The sequence below is a fragment of the Oceanococcus atlanticus genome (genome assembly GCF_002088235.1).
Classification (GTDB): Bacteria; Pseudomonadota; Gammaproteobacteria; order Nevskiales; family Oceanococcaceae; genus Oceanococcus; species Oceanococcus atlanticus.
In genome coordinates, this window is record NZ_AQQV01000001.1 from 448899 (window position 1) to 463403 (window position 14505).

General features: G+C 62.7%; 17 protein-coding genes. 4 read left to right on the top strand and 13 right to left on the bottom strand.

What is annotated here, in order from left to right; translation table 11 throughout:
- Positions 1–15: 15 nt before the first annotated feature.
- The 5 genes from fliM to ATO7_RS02095 all read right to left on the bottom strand — a co-directional run bounded on the left by fliM (position 16) and on the right by ATO7_RS02095 (position 4256).
- Complete coding sequence (gene fliM, locus ATO7_RS02075; RefSeq protein ID WP_206044821.1) at positions 16–1005, bottom strand: flagellar motor switch protein FliM; 990 nt, start codon at positions 1003–1005, stop codon at positions 16–18.
- Positions 1002–1484 (bottom strand): flagellar basal body-associated FliL family protein, encoded by a 483-nt coding sequence (locus tag ATO7_RS02080; RefSeq protein ID WP_083559250.1) that lies wholly within the window; start codon positions 1482–1484, stop codon positions 1002–1004. The genes fliM and ATO7_RS02080 overlap by 4 nt, the downstream gene beginning before the upstream one ends.
- Before the next feature lie 86 nt (positions 1485–1570).
- Positions 1571–2713, bottom strand: coding sequence for a flagellar hook-length control protein FliK (locus tag ATO7_RS02085; protein WP_158522998.1), 1143 nt, complete (start codon positions 2711–2713; stop codon positions 1571–1573).
- Positions 2706–3146, bottom strand: coding sequence for a flagellar export protein FliJ (gene fliJ, locus ATO7_RS02090; RefSeq protein ID WP_158522999.1), 441 nt, complete (start codon positions 3144–3146; stop codon positions 2706–2708). The genes ATO7_RS02085 and fliJ overlap by 8 nt, the downstream gene beginning before the upstream one ends.
- Positions 3147–3197: 51 nt before the next feature.
- Positions 3198–4256 (bottom strand): MBL fold metallo-hydrolase, encoded by a 1059-nt coding sequence (locus tag ATO7_RS02095; RefSeq protein ID WP_083559253.1) that lies wholly within the window; start codon positions 4254–4256, stop codon positions 3198–3200.
- Between the two features lie 134 nt (positions 4257–4390).
- Here ATO7_RS02095 and ATO7_RS02100 point away from each other — a divergent pair, with 134 nt between their 5' ends.
- Positions 4391–5221: a metal-dependent hydrolase gene (locus ATO7_RS02100; RefSeq protein ID WP_083559254.1), complete on the top strand. Its 831-nt coding sequence runs from the start codon at positions 4391–4393 to the stop codon at positions 5219–5221.
- Positions 5222–5318: 97 nt separating this feature from the next.
- Positions 5319–6182 carry a hypothetical protein gene (locus ATO7_RS02105; protein ID WP_083559255.1) on the top strand — a complete coding sequence of 288 codons (864 nt, stop codon included), beginning with the start codon at positions 5319–5321 and terminating at the stop codon, positions 6180–6182.
- On the opposite strand, the gene ATO7_RS02110 is transcribed toward ATO7_RS02105, so the two are convergent.
- The 3 genes from ATO7_RS02110 to ATO7_RS02120 all read right to left on the bottom strand — a co-directional run bounded on the left by ATO7_RS02110 (position 6183) and on the right by ATO7_RS02120 (position 8071).
- Entirely contained in the window at positions 6183–6569 is a 387-nt protein-coding gene (locus tag ATO7_RS02110; protein WP_158523000.1) for an MAPEG family protein, read from the bottom strand. It lies immediately after the preceding gene.
- A 46-nt stretch (positions 6570–6615) separates the two neighbouring features.
- On the bottom strand, positions 6616–7599 hold the full coding sequence (locus tag ATO7_RS02115; protein WP_083559257.1) for a glutathione S-transferase family protein: 984 nt from the start codon (positions 7597–7599) through the stop codon (positions 6616–6618).
- 61 nt (positions 7600–7660) lie between these two features.
- Complete coding sequence (locus ATO7_RS02120) at positions 7661–8071, bottom strand: DoxX family protein (protein WP_083559258.1); 411 nt, start codon at positions 8069–8071, stop codon at positions 7661–7663.
- Positions 8072–8174: 103 nt separating this feature from the next.
- On the opposite strand from ATO7_RS02120, the gene ATO7_RS02125 reads away from it, so the two are divergent.
- Entirely contained in the window at positions 8175–9101 is a 927-nt protein-coding gene (locus ATO7_RS02125; protein WP_083559259.1) for a LysR family transcriptional regulator, read from the top strand.
- A gap of 33 nt (positions 9102–9134) precedes the next feature.
- The gene (locus ATO7_RS02130) at positions 9135–9536 is read left to right on the top strand and encodes a nuclear transport factor 2 family protein (RefSeq protein WP_083559260.1); all 402 of its coding nucleotides are present in this window, start codon (positions 9135–9137) and stop codon (positions 9534–9536) included.
- Positions 9537–9539: 3 nt separating this feature from the next.
- Here ATO7_RS02130 and fliI read toward each other — a convergent pair whose 3' ends face one another.
- Genes fliI through fliE form a run of 5 tightly spaced genes read right to left on the bottom strand, consistent with a single transcriptional unit; the run spans position 9540 to position 14502 of the window.
- Positions 9540–10916, bottom strand: coding sequence for a flagellar protein export ATPase FliI (fliI, locus tag ATO7_RS02135; protein ID WP_083559261.1), 1377 nt, complete (start codon positions 10914–10916; stop codon positions 9540–9542).
- Positions 10909–11541: a FliH/SctL family protein gene (locus tag ATO7_RS02140; protein WP_083559262.1), complete on the bottom strand. Its 633-nt coding sequence runs from the start codon at positions 11539–11541 to the stop codon at positions 10909–10911. The genes fliI and ATO7_RS02140 overlap by 8 nt, the downstream gene beginning before the upstream one ends.
- Positions 11538–12545: a flagellar motor switch protein FliG gene (gene fliG, locus ATO7_RS02145; protein WP_083559263.1), complete on the bottom strand. Its 1008-nt coding sequence runs from the start codon at positions 12543–12545 to the stop codon at positions 11538–11540. The genes ATO7_RS02140 and fliG overlap by 4 nt, the downstream gene beginning before the upstream one ends.
- Positions 12538–14157: a flagellar basal-body MS-ring/collar protein FliF gene (fliF, locus tag ATO7_RS02150; RefSeq protein WP_083559264.1), complete on the bottom strand. Its 1620-nt coding sequence runs from the start codon at positions 14155–14157 to the stop codon at positions 12538–12540. Before fliF ends, fliG begins: the two co-directional genes overlap by 8 nt.
- A gap of 21 nt (positions 14158–14178) precedes the next feature.
- A complete protein-coding gene (gene fliE / locus ATO7_RS02155; RefSeq protein WP_083559265.1) occupies positions 14179–14502 on the bottom strand; it encodes a flagellar hook-basal body complex protein FliE in 324 nt (107 codons plus the stop codon).
- Positions 14503–14505: the final 3 nt, after the last annotated feature.

Below are 14505 nucleotides of genomic sequence, written 5' to 3' on the forward strand. Positions count from 1 at the left end.
GAGAAATCCTTGTGGTTACTGAATCAGCGCGGGCTTGGGCCGCAGCAGCAAATCTTCGATACGCACCGCGTTGTTACCGCCGGACACACCAAACTCGCCGCGGTAGCTGGCGATGCCTTCGACTTCCAGCTCGGTCTGGCGCGGTACGCCAATCGGAATCACGTCACCCGGCTGCAGTGCCAGCAGCTCACGCAGGCTGACGCGCGGCCGCGCCAGCACACCGGCGACCGAAACCTCGGCCGATTCCAGCTGCTGCTTCATGGAGCGCGCCCAGCGATCGTCGTGATCGCCGCGGTCGCTCTGCACACCAGCGTTGAGCTGATCGCGCACTGGCTCGATCATGGAATACGGCAAGGTCACATGAACGTCGCCACCGCCACCTTCCAGCTCGACCCGGAAACGGCTCACCACCACCACCTCGGTGGGGCTCACGATGGTCGCCAGATGCGGGTTGACCTCGGACTGCAGGTATTCGAAATCGACTTTGAGTATCGGCCCCCAGGCTTCGGTCAAATCGGTGAAGGCTGCATTGAGCAGCAGCTGCACCACGCGCATCTCGGTGGGGGTAAATTCACGCCCTTCGATCTTGGCCCGGAAGCGCCCATCGCCACCGAAGAAATTGTCGACCACGGCAAACACCAGGCGCGGTTCGAACACGATCAGTGCGGTGCCGCGCAGCGGCTTAATCCGCACCAGATTGAGATTGGTCGGCACATACAGTTTGTGCATGTACTCGGAGAACTTGAGTGACTCGACCCCGACCACCGACAGCTCGGGCGAACGTCGCAGCATGTTGAACAGGCTGACCCGGAAATGCCGGGCAAACCGTTCGTTGATCATCTCCAGGGTTGGCAGACGACCGCGCACGATGCGGTCCTGCGAGGCCAGATCCAGCGGTACCACCTGGCCCGGCTGCGGTGGTGGATCGGTATCCACATCCCCGCTGTCCACACCGTCCAGCAGTGCGTCGATTTCGTCCTGGGAGAGTATCTCGGCCATGGCTATTGCATCACGAAACTGGAGAAGTAAATTTCTTCCACCGCCAGGCCCTGCTCACGTGCATCCAAAATGGCGTTGATGGCATCCAGCACCTGTTGCTGCAGCGTCACTTTGCCTTCCAGGCTCTGCAGATCAGACGGTTTCTGGCTGCCCAACAGCAGCAGCAGATCATTGCGGATGGCCGGGTTGTGGCGTTTGACCGCTTCGATCACCGCCGCATCGCGGGCCATCAGATCGATCTCCAGCTGCAGAAAGCGGTTGCCGGCCAGGTTCACCACAAAAGCCGGGCGCAGCTCCGAATACAGGGCCGGCGCAGGCGTGGGCTCGGCGGCTTCATCCTGACCCTGGGCCTGAGCCGGCTGCATGTACAGCATGTACCAGGCCCCGGCACCACCGCCGCCCAGCAGCAGGACCAGCAGCAGCATGATCCACAGCCAACGCGATTTCTTTTTTTTCGGCGGGGTTGCCGCTTGCTCGTCGGACATCAGACACAGGCTCGGAGAATGTATGGGCTCTAGGGCAATGCCCGTGCCACGCCCCGAAATACCTCAGCAGACGTCCTGATCCCTTGTCAGGCGTACAGATCCAGACCGTCGGCCGGCCCCACCAGATGCTGTGTTGTCGGAATTTTGACGTCGTCGTCGTGGCCCGTTTGCATTGCCCCCGACGGGGTGTCGGTATTCTGGCGCTGGGCCTGATCACGCACCGAGACATCCAGACGCGCCAGCTGCATACCGGCCTCGCCCAGGCGCTCACGCAGCTGCATGATCTGCTCGCCGACGGCACGCCGGGCGGCTTCATTGTCGACCGTGATGTTCAATTCCAGGCGCTTACCGTCCTGCTCCATCTGCAAATCCAGCGCACCCAGTTCGGCCGGGTGCAAAGAGATGCGCACCTCGGCCTGATCCGCGCCCTGATGGCGTATCGTCGCCACCGCATGCTGGGCCAGATCCTGGACCGGAACGCTGGGCGGCATGGCGGCTGCGGTCGGCGTTACAGCCTGGCCGGCCAATGCGCTTGGCGCCGCCGTGGGCGCAGTCGGCACCACATTGCTCGCACTGCCGCCGCTCAACGGCGACGGCGACACACGCTCAAGATCCTGGGCCTGAACCTGCAGCGGTTCAGGCATTGGCGCATCCTCCGGCACAGCCTCAGGCCGGAGCGCTGCTGTCGGCGCCAGCTCGGCTTGGGCATCGGCCGCGTTATCGGCAGCCCCACGCGCGCTGGCGCTGCTCAACGCCGCCGCGTCAGCACCCGACAACGGCTTGGATGGCCCCACGGCTGGTGAGGGATGCACGGCATCAACCTGCTCCGCCGGCAGACCCAGCGGCGACATCACGTCGACCGCGGTATCCGCGACGATGTCGGTCGCAGCTGGCTCCGGCAGTTGATCAAGCACCGGCGTCTTTGGCGCGTACCCCTGCCCGTTGTCAGCAGCCTCTGCAGGCAAGCTTGTTGCCGCGCCGACCTGCTCCAGCAGCCAGCCCGGCAAGGGTGGCTGCGCAACATCGCTGTCGGTGGCTTCGGTTTCTGTGGCCGCTGCGTCCTGTGCAGCAGTCAGCTCGCCCAGATAGGCCTGCAAAGGCAGTTCCGGCAGGCTGACCAGCTGCATCAGTCCGGAGAACGCGTCAACGCCCTCGGCATCGCCCGCCGAGGTCACCTGTTCAGCGCTCCTGAGCGCCGGTCGCAAGGCATCCAGCATACCCTCAAGCATCGGCCAGCCTCGGCCCCAGACTGCGCAGAGCAAAATCATCCAGCGTGCGTTGTTCCAGGCGACGCACCTGGGTGTGCTGCGCCTTGATGCGCTTATCTTTCAGTGCACCGAGCGCCTCAAGCCGCTGACGTTTGTGCTGCCAGTGAGTGCACAGTTTCTCCGTGCTCTGGCGGGCCTCGCGTACGACTTGGCTCTGCTGCGCAATAGCCTCTCGCAGGCGCTCTGAAAACCGGCTGTGATTGAGCAGCACGCTGGCTGCGACACCGCCGCCCAGGCGCGCCGGACCATAGTCATTCAGGTAGTTCTGCAACTCGCTGAGTTGCTGGCGATGACGCTCTAGCTGCTGCTGCGCCGCATGCCAACGGGACTGGGCCTGCTGTTCCTGCAACTGCGCATGGCGCAGCAGACTGTCGAGCTGTTCGGGACGGGCCACCGTGCACTCCACCGGGAAATTTGCCCGCTGTACTGCAAGTTCCGTGCACCGTCAGTCGGAAGCGCTTGGCACGGCCCAGGTTTCGCCAATCGCCAGGGTGCGTACACGCGCCTCATCCACCCCGCTGTGGGCCAGCGCCCGGCGCAGTGAAAACGGCGGCTCGGCAATCGGTTCACGGGTCAGTTTGAAGCTGCCCCAGTGCATCGGCAGCATGTATTGGGCACGCAGGTCCTGAAACGCCTGCAAGGCCTCGGGCGGCGACATGTGCTGATAGGCCAGAAAGCTTTCCGGGTAGTACGCGCCGATCGGCAGCATGGCCACATCAATCGACCCGAAGTGCGCACCGATCTGCTCAAACCCCTTGAAGTAACCGGTGTCACCGGCAAAGAAATAGCGCCGCGTGGGCGATTCCAGCATCCAGCCACACCACAGGGTGCTGTTGGTGGACTGACCAATCCGGCGCGACCAGTGCTGCACCGGCACGCAATGTGCCGTCCAGCCACCGACGCGGTGGCTTTGCCACCAGTTGAGCTCGACCACGTTGCCACGCCCGCGCTCGCGAAACCATTCAGCCAGCCCCATCGGCACCAGCCACAGGGTCTCTGCCGGAAGCGCCATGACGGTCTCCTCGTCAAGGTGGTCATAGTGATTGTGCGAGACCACGGCAAAGTGCAGCGGCGGAATCTGCGCAGCCCGCAAGGCTGGTGCGGTGCGCCGCTTAGCGGTCAGGGCCCAGTCACTCAGATGCGGGTCGGTCAGCACCACATCCTGGCCATCACGAATCATCATGGTGGCGTGGCCGATCCAGCTCACGCTGTCGGCGTTGAGGGCCTGATAAGCGGCTAGCGGATCATCCTCGCGCGGCACCTCACCGAAATCCTGGCCACGAAACCGGTTGCGCTTGAATAGCTCTTTGAGCAACGCGCCGTATTTGAGTGAAAACGGCGCCCACGGATTGTCATAGCGCCCGTCCTGATAGTTGTCCTGATGCATGGCATCCTCGATGTCGGTCGCGGTGGCAGCAAAGCTCAGCGCGCTGGCCAGCACAGCGGCCACAAACCCGCGACTGTAGCCACGCCTGGCGCCGCGCTCAATCAGGAAAGATTTCATGTTGGTTTTCACGTGCTTGGAGATTTTTCCACCCTGACAGTGACTTACAGTTGCCCAAGGTAAACTCAATTACCTATTTACTGTGCCATTAATCACTGGTAATGATGTAGCTCTTCAATTCAGGAGAGTCTGCGATGCTACCTGTTCGCCGCGACATACAGTTCGATTTCCCCGCTGAACGCATCGGCAACTGGCATGCCGATGGCGTGGCCATCACCCAGTTCTTCAACGCCCTGTCGGTGACCTTCCCCGACGGCGAACGTTTTTTCATCCATGCCGTGCGTCAGTTCCGCGATCAGATCAGCGATCCGCAACTCAAAGCCGCTGTCACCGCATTTATCGGCCAGGAAGCCATGCATGGCCGCGAGCACGAACACTGGAATGCGCTGTATTTCGAGCGCGTGCCCGCAGCTCGCAAGATCAACGCTTTCGCCAGCAAACGCCTGCAGCGCTGGAAACGCTGGTTGCCCAAAACCACCCAGCTGGCCATGACCATCGGCGCCGAGCACGTCACCGCGGTGCTCGGTGATTACATCCTGCGCCACCCGGAAGTGCTCAACGGTCGCCAGGGCGGCAGCGAGCCGGTGTTTGTGGCCATGCTGCGCTGGCATGCAATGGAGGAAACCGAGCACAAGGCGGTGGCCTACGACGTGTGGAAAAGCGTCATGCGGCGCAATCCGCGTGCTTACCTGGAACGCAGCCTGGGCCTGGCCTTCATGCTGGTGGCCTACTGGCCGGTGATGAACAAACTGATCATCGAAGGCATCAAGGCGGAAACCGGCAGCGCACCGGATGGCACCGACATCGCCCGTCTGAAAGCGTTTCTCTACGGCCCGCAAGGCCTCATGCGCAATCTCGCCATCCCCATGTTGAGCTACTTCCGGCCGGGTTTTCACCCCTGGGATGACGACAACCGAGAACTGCTCGCCGAGATGGACAACATCGAAGCCGCCTACGCGGCCTGAGTACGAATCGGTTATGGTGGCGCCCCGCTCTGCCCCACAGCGCGGCGCCACGGCGTAGCCTGTGCACGCAGATCCCTCCACTTGGTGTGATCGACTCGTGACCAACGCTCTGACCTACAAGCACAATCTGGCTCATGTTCTCAAAGCCACGGACAGCGTGGTCGACCTGGGGTTCGACTGGCGACCGGATCTGTGGCCATGGCTGGCCCTGCCGCCAGCCCATCCGGTTGTGGTGGAAAAGTACCAGTACTTCGCGACCATGACGGCGAGCTGGGCAATGGGCACCTTCAGCCCGGAAACCTACACCGCTTTGACCATGTTCGAATGGCATTGCGGCGAGGCGGCGCTGGGTCGCAATTATCCATCACGCGCCCGCTGCGAGAACTGGACTGAAACCGGCGCCATGGGTTTCAAGCTCAGTGTCAGCGACGATCAGGGCCGCAATATGTTCCACAGTCGCGGGCAGGGGTTTGCCTTCCGCGACCGTGACTTCCAGCAATGGCGTGAAAAGAGCCGTCGCTCGGCGCTGCAGGCCAGACATGTGCTGGAGGTCGACACCATAGACCCGCAGCTGGCCGGACTGGGCCCCGACGGCTGCAGTTTTGTCACTGCGGTGATCGACCGGGTGGGCAAACCGGCGGTGCATGCACGCGTCCCTAGCCAGGGCGGTTTCTATCCACAACATCCGTTCCACACCGGCTCCGGCGATCACGTCAACGCGGCCCAGTTGCTGGATTGCGCACTGCAAGCCGTACACGTGTTCAGTGGCGACGCTCAGCCCTGGTCGCAACCGCGCCTGTGCATCGGCGGCCAAGCCCAGTTTCAACGCTATGTCGAGCTCGACGTGCCGTTCGAAATCACCCTGGATGAAGCGCTGAGCGACCAGGCCCAGCTGCGCTTTTCCCAGGCCGGGCGCGACAACGTCTTACTGCGTCTGGATCTGCAGCCGCAGGCAGACTGATCAGCCCAGCAGACTCGGCACAATGGCCAGTGCGCCGACGATCTGACAGGCGTACGTCAGCCCGGCACCAAGCCGGCGAAAGTTGAAATACGGGGTCAGCATGCCCACCGCATGAGCCAGGCGCGCGGCACAAAACACCAGCACCAGGCCGGCAAGCAAACCGGTCGAGGCCTGCGCAAATTCCAGCGCCAGCAACACCAGCGCAAAGATCGGCACATTCTCCACCCCGTTCACATGGGTGCGTATGGCGGCTTTGATCGCCACATCACCGCCGTCGCCATGAGCCACTTTGCGAACGATGCGCAAACGCGACACATTGATCGCCAGCGCCGTCAGCAACAGCACGTTGAACACCACATAAAAGCCAAACCACAGCGACACACTCATGCTCATTTCTCCGCCGGAACCCCGCCCGCAGTGTCCGCCGCGGCGCTTATGCGGTCAAATGCTCACGCCCGTGTGGCGAGGAAAAATCCAGTGATGGCCCCAGCGGTATAACGCCACTGGGATTCACCGTCGGCTGGCTGCGATAGTAATGTTCCTTGATGTAGTCGATATCCACCGTGTCGGCGATGCCCGGCTGCTGATACAGATCGCGCAGATACGCCGACAGGGCCGGATAGTCACGGATCTCGCGCAGGTTGCACTTGAAGTGCCCCACATACACCGCATCGAAGCGGATCAGCGTAGTGAACAGACGCCAGTCCGCCTCGCTGAAGTGCGCGCCGGTGAGATAACGCTGCCCTGACAGGCGCTGCTCAAGCGTATCCAGCGCGGCGAACAGATCGCTCACCGCTTCACTGTGGGCCGCCTGGCTGGTGGCAAAGCCAGCCCGATAGACGCCGTTGTTGATGCGCGGATAAATCCATGCATTGAGCTCATCAATGGTGGCCTGTTGCTCGGTCGGATACAGATCCAGGGCGTTGCCACCCACCCCATCAAAGGCCGAATTGAGCATGCGGATGATGTCTGCCGATTCGTTGTTGACGATGGTGCCGCGCTGCTTGTCCCACAGCACCGGTACGGTCACCCGACCGCCGTAGTGCGGATCGACGCGGGTGTAAATCTGGTGCAGATACTGCGCCTGATTGACCTCATCGGGAACCACACCTCGGCCCGCTTCGAACGTCCAGCCTTGTTCGCCCATGTGGGCGTTGACCACCGACATCGAAATCAGCGCTTCAAGCCCTTTGAGCTTGCGGTAGATGATGGCCCGGTGAGCCCAGGGACAGGCCCATGAAACATACAGGTGATAGCGTCCGGGCTGCGCCTCAAACCCGCCCTCACCGGTCGGTCCGGGGCTGCCGTCGGCCGTCACCCAGTTGCGAAACTGCGATTCCGAGCGGACGAACTTGCCACCGGTGCTTTTGGTGTCGTACCACTGATCGTGCCACTCACCGTCAATCAACAAACCCATGATTGCTCCCGTTTTGTGTGCATGACGCCGGTGGCGAAGCAACGCCACCGGCTTGCGAAGCTTACGCGTAGCGCGGCGTGCTTACGGCCGGCTTGCGCCATGCGTCCAGCGACCACGGCCCGGCGCCGTGCAAGCTCAGCATGAGCAGACCACCGGCCAGAGCAAGGTTCTTCCAGAACAAAATGGCCTGCATCTGGTCGGCCAGATTGAAGTGGAAAAGCAGCCCGGCAAGCAGCGAGAAGCCCGCTAGCAGCAAAGCCGCAATGCGGGTCTGAAAACCTGCGATCAAGGCAGCACCACCGGCAATTTCCAGGATGATCACCAGCGGCAGCAGCATGCCGGGCACGCCCATGGCCTGCATGTAACCCTGGGTGGCTTCAAAGCCACTGATCTTGCCCAGGCCGGAGATGACGAATATCGCGGCGAGCAGCACCCGCGCCACCAGATCGGTGATGGGGACAAATTGTTTCATGTGTGAATCCTCGGCTGATGTGTAAGCGTGGACACATCTTCAACCAAGCCAATAACGCAATAAACAGCACATCTATGAATTTATTGTTCCTATAATCGCAACAATGGACACCTTGAATGCCATGCGCATCTTCGTGCGCGTCGTCGACGCCGGCAGCATCACCGCGGCCGCAGACCAGCTCGATCTGGCCAAATCAGCGGTGTCGCGTCGCCTCGCCGAGCTGGAAGAACATCTGCAGGTACGCTTGCTCAACCGCACCACCCGGCGCATGACCCTGACCGACCCCGGGCGCAGCTTTTATCAGCGCGCCCAGCGCATGCTTGATGACCTGGCCGAAGCCGAAGCCGAAGCCCGCGGCACTGCCAGCCAGGTTTCCGGGCGCCTGCGCGTGGCAGCACCTTTGTCGTTCGGCCTGCGCCAGCTGGCACCGGCGATCACCGATTTCGCTCAGCGCTACCCGCAAGTGGACATCGATATCGACCTGAACGACCGGCCGGTGGACCTGATCGGTGAAGGTTTCGATCTGGCCATCCGGATTGCCGATCTGGAAAACTCTGGCCTGGTGGCGCGCAAGCTCACCACCATCCGTCATGTGTTGTGCGCCAGTCCGGCCTATTGGCAGACCCACGGCCGGCCGCAACATCCGGATGAACTGGCCGAGCACGTGATGCTGCGTTACGCCAACACCGCCAGCCACAGCTGGCACTGGAGCGGCCCCGACGGCACGCGCGGCGAACTGCGGCTGAAGACACGTCTACAGGCCAACAATGGTGATTTTCTGCTGCAGGCGGCGGAGCGCGGTCTCGGTCTGCTGATCCAGCCTTGCTTCATCGCCAACGACGCCATCCTCGCCGGGCGCCTGCAAGCTGCGCTGCTCAACTACCAGTGGAAAGCCCTGCACGCCTACGCGGTATATCCGCCCCATCGCCACCTGCCAGCCCGGGTGCGTCATCTGATCGATTTTCTGGCGCAACGCTTCGGCGAAGCCCCGAGCTGGGATGCATGCTTGCGCAGCACAGCCGTGGCGTGATCAAGTGACGGCAAATCCCCTGAGTACCCTCGCATGACAAACCACCCCATCGACACTTGGCATCAGCTGGTGGAAAACACCGACCCGCGCGGACTCAGCACCCTGCTGGCCGATGACGCAGTGTTTCATTCGCCGGTGGTGCACACTCCGCAACGCGGCAAGGCCCTGACCCAGGCGTATCTGTCCGCCGCTTTTCTGGTCCTGTTCAACCAGCATTTCCGCTACGTGCGCGAGATTCGTGGCGACCACGATGCGCTGCTGGAATTCGAAACCCGGATCGACGATATCGTGATCAACGGCGTCGACATCATTCACTGGAACGACGCCGGCCAGATCGATGATTTCAAAGTCATGATCCGACCGCTCAAGGCGATCAACCTGATCCACGAGAAAATGGCCGCCATGCTCGCAGCCCGAGCGTCTGCCGGCAGCTGATCGTCAGGCCGCGGCGGGCAGCTCTCCGACCACCTCGGCAAGCTGCTCGACCGCGTGCTCGAAGCGGCAGGCTTGATCGGCCTCCTGACGCAGGTAACGGTTGATGCCCGGCCAATGCGCGATGGCGTCATCGACCTGCTGATCGCTGCCGCGGGCATACGCGCCCAGCCGGATCATGTCCTGATTGCGTCGATAGGCCGCATACAGGTGACGCAGACGCACCGCATCCTGGCGCTGCTGCAGGCTCTGCAGATCACGCGCCACCCGGCTGACCGAGGCTTCGATATCGATGGCCGGGTAATGGCCCAACTCGGCCAGATCGCGTGACAGCACGATATGGCCGTCGAGGATGGCACGCGCGGTGTCGCCCACCGGGTCCTGCATGTCATCACCTTCGACCAGCACGGTGTACACGCCGGTGATCGAGCCGCCACCGGGCTCGGCATTGCCGGCACGCTCGATCAGCTGGGGAATCTTGGTAAACACCGAGGGCGGAAAACCGCGGGTCGCCGGAGGCTCGCCAATGGCCAGGCCGATCTCACGCTGGGCCTGGGCAAAGCGGGTCAGCGAATCCATCAGCAGCAGGACATTCTTGCCCTCATCACGAAAACCCTCGGCCAGGGCCGTGGCCAGATACGCGGCGCGCAGACGCATCAACGGCGACTGGTCGGCCGGACTGGCCACCACCACAGCCTTGCGCATGCCGGCCTCGCCCAGCGTGTTCATCACGAAGTCGCGCACCTCACGACCACGCTCGCCGATCAGTCCCACCACGATCACATCTGCGGTGGTGTGTCGCGTCATCATGCCGAGCAGGCTGGATTTACCCACCCCAGAACCGGCAAACAGACCCACGCGCTGGCCTCGCCCCAGGGTCAGCACGCTGTTGATGGCGCGCACGCCCACATCGAGCACGCGGTCGACCGGCGCCCGGGTCAGCGGATTGAGTGGCGGCGCGTGCAAGCGCCCGAAACGTTCCGGGCGGATACGCCCTTTGCCGTCAATCGGGCGCCCTTCACCGTCGAGCACGCGGCCCAGCACCTGGGCGCCCAGCGGCACTTCGGCCTGACGCCCCAGCGGCACCACCCGTGCATTGGGCCGGATATTGATCATCGACGAAGCCGGCATCAGATAGATTTTGTCGCCGGAAAAACCCACCACCTCGGCTTCCACGCCCGGCCCGTCGTCATGTTCGATGCGGCAGCGCGTGCCGATCTCGGCATGGCAACCTTCCGCCACCAGGGTCAGCCCAACAACCTGACGCAGGCTGCCGGAGACCACCAGCCCGGACGACAGCCCGGTGCGCGCACCACGCGCAGCCAGCCGGTCGGCCAGTTGCAGCTGGCGCGCCTGGCGAAAGGCCTGGGCCGGATCAGACATTCAGCATATCCGCGGCGAGCCGGTCCAGACGCTGTTGCAGGCGCCCGTCGACCTCGGCCAGACCGCGTTTGACCCGCACATCACCAGACTGCAGCGCGTCGTCGTGGTGCAGGGTCCAGTGCGCTTCGGCCAAGCCGTGCTCGCGCAGAAAATTCAGATCGCGCGGATTGACCCACACGTCCACCGGTGATTCGACCTCGTGACCCAGCGCCGCAACGGTTTCGCGCACCAGAGACTGCATCGCCTGTGGGTCATCAAACACCGATTTGCCGACGATGCGTCGGGCCAGAATCAGCGCCAGATTGGTCAGGCTGTATTCCAGATCGCGGTCGAGCTCATCCAGTGGCGCGGCCAATGCGGCGGCTATCACATGCAGGCGCTCCACCCCCTCGGCGATCGCTTGCTCGCCCGCCGCCAGGCCTTCGGCATAACCCTTGGCCTGGCCTTCGGCCCAGGCTTCGTCATAGGCGCGCTTCTGCAGCGCATCCAGTTCTGCTGCCGTGGGCGGCGCATCAGGACGCTGTTCGTCCTGAACCGTCTGTGCATCGCTTTCGAACTGGGGCATGTCCCAGGCCCGTGCGCCGGCAATGTTGTGCCATACGCGGGCATCGTCGGCCGGGTTCATAGCATCTCTTCAGCGGCCGTACCCAGACTGATCTCACCTTCGTCGGCCAGCTTGCGGGCCAGGGTGAGGATTTCCTTCTGCGCCGCATCCACGTCAGACACCTTGGCCGGCCCGGCCGCTTCCAAATCTTCGGTGAGCATTTCCGCTGCACGCTTGGACATATTGGCCAGAATCTTTTCCTTGACCGTCTTGTTGGCACCCTTGAGCGCCAGCACCAGCCGGTCGTTCTCGACTTCGCGCAGCAGGCGCTGCATCGAGCGGTCATCCACATCGGCCAGATTGTCGAACACGAACATGAGGTCTTCGATGCGTTGACTGAGCACTTCGTCCTGCTCACGCAGCAGTTCGATGAGGGCCTGTTCGGTGGCCCCGTCCATCATATTGATGATGTTGGCGGCCACTTTGACACCGCCCACATTGGAGGCTTTGAGATTGCCCGCGCCGGAGAACTGGCGCTCCATGATCTCGTCCAGCTCCTTGAGCGCGGCGGGTTGTATGCCGTCCAGACTGGCGATGCGCAGCATCACGTCAACGCGCAGATTTTCCGGCAACAGATTGAGAATTTCGGCGGACTGATCGGAATCCAGATACGACAGCACGATGGCGATGATCTGCGGATGTTCGTGGCGGATCAGCTCGGCCACGGCTCGTGTTTCCATCCACTTGAGCGCCTCCAGCCCCTTGCTGTTACGCCCGATCAGAATACGGTCGATCAGGCTGCCGGCCTTGTCTTCACCCAGAGCTGAGACCAGCACATTGCGCACGTAATCGTCGCTGCCCACGCCAAGTGAGGTCTGCGACTCCAGCACCTCAACAAAATTGTCGATGACCAATTCCATGCGGTCGCGCGGCACATTGGTCAGTGAAGCCATGGCTGCACCGACTTTTTGAACGGCTTTGGCGCCCATGTGCTTGAGCACGTCCGCAGCGGTTTCCTCGCCCAGCGACATGAGCAAGATGGCGGCGCGCTCGTCGCCGGCTATGTCCTGAATCGTGTCAGTCATCACCCACCCACTGCTTCATCAACTGGGCCACCCGCTTGGGATCTTCACGCACCGCATCGCGGGCGATGCTGAGCTTGCGTTCCATCGGCGGCAGGGGCGCCGCACGCGGCGCTTCGTCCTGTCCCTCAACGGCCATTGCGCCTGCCGCAGCGGCCGGCGCACCGGCCAGAGCCGCCGGTTTGACCTCACTCACCGGATACGGTGGATTCAGCGCCGAACGCAGAGCCGGACGCAGAATCACGAATGCGATGATCAGCAGCACGGCCGCGCCGAGCAGCTGGCGCCCCAGGCTGCGCACCACCGGCTTGTCCCACAGCGGGACATCCATCGGCGCAAGCTCCTGCGGGGCGATGAAACTCAGATTGCTGACACTGACGGTGTCGCCGCGCTCGACATCAAAACCCACGGCATCCTTGACCAGGTTCTCGATCTGGGCCAGTTCGGCCGCATCCAGCGGTTTGGTCTTATCACCGCCGGCGGCCACATCAGGTATGTGATCAACCAGCACTGCAACACTGATCCGGCGCAGACGCCCCGGATCACTGCGTCGATGACTCAAAGTGCGATCGACTTCGTAATTGCGTGTCTGCTGCAGGCTGGTGGCGCGACTGCCCTCGCCTTGCTCAGCACTGTTCGGCACGCGATTGCTCAGCGCACCCGGCACGCCCACCGCCTCGTTGGTTACGTCGCGGTTTTCAGACCGTTGTTCGCTGCGCAAAACCTTGCCGTCCGGGGCATAACTTTCACGGGTTTCCTCCAGCGCGCTGAAGTCCAGATCAACGCTGACCTGAGCGCTGACCCGCCCCGGCCCGAGCACTGGCAACAGCAGTTGCTCGATACGTCCGCGGTAGGTGTCTTCCAGACGTGTGCGGTATTCCAGCTGGGTGGTGCTCAGCCCCAGCGCTGCATCGCCGGAGCGATTGAGCAGACGCCCGGACTCATCCACCACACTGACCTTGGAAGCCTGCAATTCAGGGATGCTTGAAGCCACCAGATGCACCACCGCATCGACCTGGCCATCCTCCAGGCGACGTCCCGGATACAGGGCCACCAGCACCGATGCACTGGGCTGCTGACGATTGCGCACAAAAGCGCTGCGTTGCGGTATGGCCAGATGCACGCGCGCACTGCGCACCGGCTGCAGCTGACTGATGGTGCGCGACAGTTCGGTTTCCAGAGCATGCTGATAGCGCGCGTTCTCGAGGAACTGGCTAACCCCGATGCCCTGCTCTTCGCGCATGGTTTCAAAGCCACCACCGGCGCTGCGCGGCAGGCCCTGGCTGGCCAGCTGCAAACGTGCCCGGTGAACATCTTCTGCGGCGACCTGTATGGCCCCGCCGCTGCTGTTCTGTTTGAAGGTGATCCCGGCCTGACGCAAGGCCTCGACCATTTCGGCTTCATCCTGGGTGTTGAGACCGCTGTACAGCGTCTGCATGCCCGGCTTCTGCGCCCACATGAAAATCGTGACACCCACGGCCACCGCCAGCGCCACACCGACCAGTGCGGCAATCTGACGCACACCCGGGCTGGCCCACACATCCTTGAGATTGAAATTCTGCAAGCTGCTGGCGGGCGTGCTGGGCGCGGCGGCCGATGTCTGTATGTCACTCACGAGGCGCTCTCTCTAGCTGCATCAGATCGGCATGTTCATGATGTCCTGGTAACTCGATACCAGGCGGTTGCGCACCTCGGCCATGGCCTTGAACGACACCTGGGCCTTGTTCAAGGACAGCATCACCTCAGCCAGTTCGGTGCCGGGTTCGCCGCGCGCGAAGGCGCCGGCGCTACTGGCGGCTTGCTGTTGATCGTTGTTGACCCGGTTCAGGGCGTCACTCATCAACTCACCAAAGGTGCCCGCGCCCTTCAGCTGAGGGCTGTCCTCGGCCGGAGACTGACGCTGCTGGAGCTGACGAATCTGGCTCAGCACGCTGTTGATGTCAGTGGATTGAATACTCATGCC

What these genes read in the sequence shown, in the direction of transcription:
- ATO7_RS02130 (WP_083559260.1), top strand. Translation starts at nt 9,135, where the DNA reads ATGACAAACCACCCCATCGACACTTGGCATCAGCTGGTGGAAAACACC.
- fliG (WP_083559263.1), bottom strand. Translation starts at nt 12,545, where the DNA reads ATGACTGACACGATTCAGGACATAGCCGGCGACGAGCGCGCCGCCATC.
- ATO7_RS02085 (WP_158522998.1), bottom strand. Translation starts at nt 2,713, where the DNA reads ATGCTTGAGGGTATGCTGGATGCCTTGCGACCGGCGCTCAGGAGCGCT.
- fliE (WP_083559265.1), bottom strand. Translation starts at nt 14,502, where the DNA reads ATGAGTATTCAATCCACTGACATCAACAGCGTGCTGAGCCAGATTCGT.
- ATO7_RS02115 (WP_083559257.1), bottom strand. Translation starts at nt 7,599, where the DNA reads ATGGGTTTGTTGATTGACGGTGAGTGGCACGATCAGTGGTACGACACC.
- ATO7_RS02080 (WP_083559250.1), bottom strand. Translation starts at nt 1,484, where the DNA reads ATGTCCGACGAGCAAGCGGCAACCCCGCCGAAAAAAAAGAAATCGCGT.
- ATO7_RS02100 (WP_083559254.1), top strand. Translation starts at nt 4,391, where the DNA reads ATGCTACCTGTTCGCCGCGACATACAGTTCGATTTCCCCGCTGAACGC.
- ATO7_RS02125 (WP_083559259.1), top strand. Translation starts at nt 8,175, where the DNA reads ATGGACACCTTGAATGCCATGCGCATCTTCGTGCGCGTCGTCGACGCC.
- ATO7_RS02120 (WP_083559258.1), bottom strand. Translation starts at nt 8,071, where the DNA reads ATGAAACAATTTGTCCCCATCACCGATCTGGTGGCGCGGGTGCTGCTC.
- ATO7_RS02110 (WP_158523000.1), bottom strand. Translation starts at nt 6,569, where the DNA reads ATGAGTGTGTCGCTGTGGTTTGGCTTTTATGTGGTGTTCAACGTGCTG.
- fliI (WP_083559261.1), bottom strand. Translation starts at nt 10,916, where the DNA reads ATGTCTGATCCGGCCCAGGCCTTTCGCCAGGCGCGCCAGCTGCAACTG.
- ATO7_RS02095 (WP_083559253.1), bottom strand. Translation starts at nt 4,256, where the DNA reads ATGAAATCTTTCCTGATTGAGCGCGGCGCCAGGCGTGGCTACAGTCGC.
- ATO7_RS02140 (WP_083559262.1), bottom strand. Translation starts at nt 11,541, where the DNA reads ATGAACCCGGCCGACGATGCCCGCGTATGGCACAACATTGCCGGCGCA.